Origin of the sequence: Thermococcus sp., from assembly GCF_026991495.1 — an archaeon.
Lineage (GTDB): Archaea > Methanobacteriota_B > Thermococci > Thermococcales > Thermococcaceae > Thermococcus.
Window position 1 is genome coordinate 1 of sequence record NZ_JALXBJ010000076.1, and the last position, 3722, is coordinate 3722.

The 3722-nt window shown below is 56.2% G+C and carries 3 protein-coding genes; 2 read left to right on the top strand and 1 reads right to left on the bottom strand.

From position 1 onward, the window contains the following. A partial coding sequence (locus tag MVB78_RS08960) for a S9 family peptidase (RefSeq protein ID WP_297490487.1) occupies positions 1–1536 on the bottom strand: 1536 nt, incomplete at its 3' end. 99 nt (positions 1537–1635) lie between these two features. Between MVB78_RS08960 and MVB78_RS08965 the strand changes: the two genes are divergently transcribed. Next, positions 1636–2796 carry a hypothetical protein gene (locus MVB78_RS08965; RefSeq protein WP_297490483.1) on the top strand — a complete coding sequence of 387 codons (1161 nt, stop codon included), beginning with the start codon at positions 1636–1638 and terminating at the stop codon, positions 2794–2796. A 48-nt stretch (positions 2797–2844) separates the two neighbouring features. Next, the coding region (locus tag MVB78_RS08970; protein WP_297490485.1) for a tRNA(Met) cytidine acetyltransferase TmcA domain-containing protein at positions 2845–3722 on the top strand (878 nt) is incomplete at its 3' end.

Below are 3722 nucleotides of genomic sequence, written 5' to 3' on the forward strand. Positions count from 1 at the left end.
AGTAACCGCCGCCCTAAAGCGCTTGGTGTGTCCGACTATCCAGTTCGTCATGAAGCCCCCGTAGGAACCGCCTGTGACGCCTATCCTCTCCCCATCTATGAAGTCGAACCTCTTTAGAGCCTCATCGACGACCTCCATAAGATCCTGGTAATCGCGTTCGCCGTAGCGGCCCCTTATGTCGGCGAACTCTTCTCCATAGCCGTCGCTTCCCCTTGGATTGGAGAAGATAACCACAAAGCCCTTGGCCGTCAAAACGTGGAACTCGTGCATGAAGGAGTAGCCGTAGGCAGTTTTAGGCCCGCCGTGGATTTCCAGAACAGCGGGATACTTCTTCCCGGGCTCAAAGCCAACGGGCCTCATTATCCAGGCGTCTATCTCAACACCATCGCTGGCCTTGACTTTGAAGTGCTCGGGCTCCGAGAGGGCATACTCTTTAATCCAGCCGTTGAAGTCGGTGAGCTTTTTCTCTTTTCCGTCGCGGAGAACGTAAAGCTCCGTCGGAGTTACGGCGTCCTGAGCTGTGAAGACTATGTAGTCCCCTATGGCAAAGCTCTCGACGCTTCTGTCTCCGCCGACAACGCGCTCTATCTTGCCATCGAGGTTCACGCGGAAGAGGTTCGCCCTCGGGCCATCGGTGGCTATATAATAAACCCAGCCGTCCTTAAAAGCTAACTCCGCCCTCTGAGAGCCGCGAACGTCGCAGTTGAGTGAGTTGTAAGCGGAGCGGTCGAGGTCTTTCGTGAGCTTCCTCATCTCTCCGGTTTGGGGGTCGTAGTGGTAGATGTGGGTGTTTGTGGGGATTCCACGCTCGCGGGTGTTGGCCTTGAGGATAAAGGTCCCGTCACCGAGCGGGATGAAGTCGGAGACGTCCCATTTACCAGGAGTCAAGCGCTTTGCCTTCCTGCCCTCAATAACGTAGAGGTCGCTCACCATCGGCTTTCTCTCGCGGTCTTCCTGGGCGGTAAAGTAGAGCTTCCCTTTGTGGAAGCGGATTTGAGATACGTCGAGGTTCTTTGGCGTTACGCGCTTTTTCCTGCCGGTCTCAACATCGACGAGGTAAACGACGCTCCTCTTCCCATAGACCCAGCTAATCCCGTTGAACCAGAAGGGGATCTCCTTGATGACGTGAACATCGTCTCTGGGCTTCTTCTCGATATCGATGGGGGTTACAACGGCTATACTTTTCCCGTCCTCCGTGAAGCGTAGGTTCTGAAGTCCATACTTGAACTTCGCCAAGAGCCTCGCCTCTCCGCCGTCAGTGGGGATGACGTAGAGCTCGGCCTCTTTGCCATCCTTGCCGCGCTTTGATGCAAACGCCACGAGCCTTCCGTCCGGTGAAAATCTCGGATTGGAGTCCTTCTTTCCAGCGGTGAAGGGCCTGACTTTCCTCCCGTCATAGAGATAGAGCCTTGAGAAGTAGTCGTCCTTCTCAAGGCTTATCTCGGTCACCTGAAAGACGAGCTTTCTTTTGAAGGAGTCCACGTTTCCAACGAGCTTGAACTTTCCGAGGTCCTTCTCGCTGAGGCCTTTCGGCATTGGAACCACCGAATTAATTCGATTTTTTCATATAAAAGCTTAACGTTTCGATGGGGATTACAATGAAATTTTTATACGGGCGTTCCTTACGAGTTGGGGGTGCTTATGGGCAAAGGGAAGTCAATAGTATTAATCGCCCTACTTATCACCTTAATGTTGTTAATTCCCGTTTATCAGGAGATCTCCTACGAGAAAGTCGGCAGGGAGCTCGAAAAGTTTCCGGTCATGAGTGTTGAAGCCGGGTACTTCAAAACGGTAAAGCCGGCCGATCCCGCGGCCTTCTTCAATAGTTTGAAAGGCATAGCGGGCTATCACTACAGCGAGGAAGAGTCCGCCTACGTAGTCTACGTCAGGGGGAGGTGGAAGGGGACCGGTAAAAGCTACTCCCCCTCTGACGTAGAGCGGCGCGTTTATCTCCACGACCTGAACCGGAGCGTTAACTCCCTCCTGAACTACCTTTCGAGCGGGAACGAGAGGGCCCTCGAAGACGCCGAGTTTCAGATGGCGCTCTCATGGATTGATCGGGCCAGGCTGAACGAGGTTGAGAGGGGGAGCAACCTAACCGCCATCGTGATAAAGCCCGGCCAGCCCCTCCTCTTCATAAGGGAGAACTGGGACCTCCTCTGGGCCCTCCTGCTCTTCCTGATCCTCCTCACCGCGGGCATTCTGCTGCCCCTCACGCTGGTGGGCAGGCTGGGTGGGGGAGTAGGATGGAGGAAGGCTATTGTCGCCGCGCTCATCATCCTCCTCCTCGTGCCCCTCGGGGTCAAGCTCTACCATTCGAAGTCCACGCACCTGCCCCAATTCAGGGAAGGCGAGATGCCGAACGCAACCTGCCGCTCACTGGGCTACCTGGTAAAGGGAGGGGCCGCTTACAGCACCGTACTGGAATTCAGGAGTGAGGCCCTCTACTCCGAGAGCAGGCTGTACAATGGGAAGGAGGGGGTTCTGTTCGTGACCGACTGGAAACGGGCACGCCAGCTCATTGAGCGCCTGCGCGAGAAGGCTCTGGTTCTTGGCCTCTGGAACACGAGCGTCGTGAAGGTCATGGGGACCCGGGTGAGCGGCTACGCCATAGAGAACCCCGATGCCGTATCGAAAGAGGTCGTGGGCGACGTTGAAAAGCTGTCCGGTGGGCGGATACCTGAAAGCCTCGCGTGGAGGATCATGGAGGAAAGCTGGTCGAGATACCTCAAAGGGGACGTTGAGAGGGCCCGGAACTCAAGCTGCGTTGAGCTGAATCTCATCTTCGAAGGCTGACGCACACCTTTTTAAGTTCCCCCTCTTCCCTTTATCGGGGGAGGAGAGATGATGGTTAAGGTTCGTTTTGATAAGGAAGTGAGAGACTACGCTAAGGGCGAGAGGATCAAGGATCAGGTGCTGAAGCTCACCGAGACGGCCTTGGCGCAGGCCCTTGAGAGGTTCCACAGGAGAATCGTGCTCATCGAGGGGGACACGCTCAGAAAAGCGGAGCTGGCCGGAATCCTCGCCGGGGCCTCCGCGAGAGTTCTCAGCGGGATCCTCGGGGAGCTCATCGAGAAGCGCCTGAGGGGTGAGGAGGAGGACAGCGTGAAGGTTCTCTACGCCACCGACGCCCTTGGGGAGGACACCTTCGGGAGGAAGCGCTACGAGGCCTTCAGAAAGCACTTCGATGTAATAGCGGGCTCAAAAGCCGAAGTCCAGGCGATTACCTTCAAGTACACCCGCGACATCCTTGGAAGAACATACGACCTCCTCGTCCTGGACATGAGCTACGACTACTCACCGAACGACCTCGGCAGGATCATCGAGACCGTCCGCGGTGGCGGCCTGGTGTTCATCCTCGGTCATCCCCCGGAGAAGTGGAAGGACATGTGGACAGGCTTCCACAAGAGCCTCGTAACCCCTCCCTACACGATAGACGACGTGAAGAAGAGGTTCAACAGGAGGCTGATACGGAAGTTCGCGGAGCACGATGGGATCTACATAATCACCGAGAAAGGAAAGGTAAGGAAAAAGCCGAGGAGGAGCAAGAGCCAGGCGAGGATAAGGGCCAGAAAGAGCATCCCCGTTCCGGAGGAGAGGCTTTTTCCGCGGGAACTCTACGAGATGGCCCTTACCGAGGGGCAGGTGAAGGTTCTGAAGGCCTTTGAGGGGCTGGTTGAGGGGGAGGGCATGTTAGTTATCACCGCCGATCGGGGCAGGGG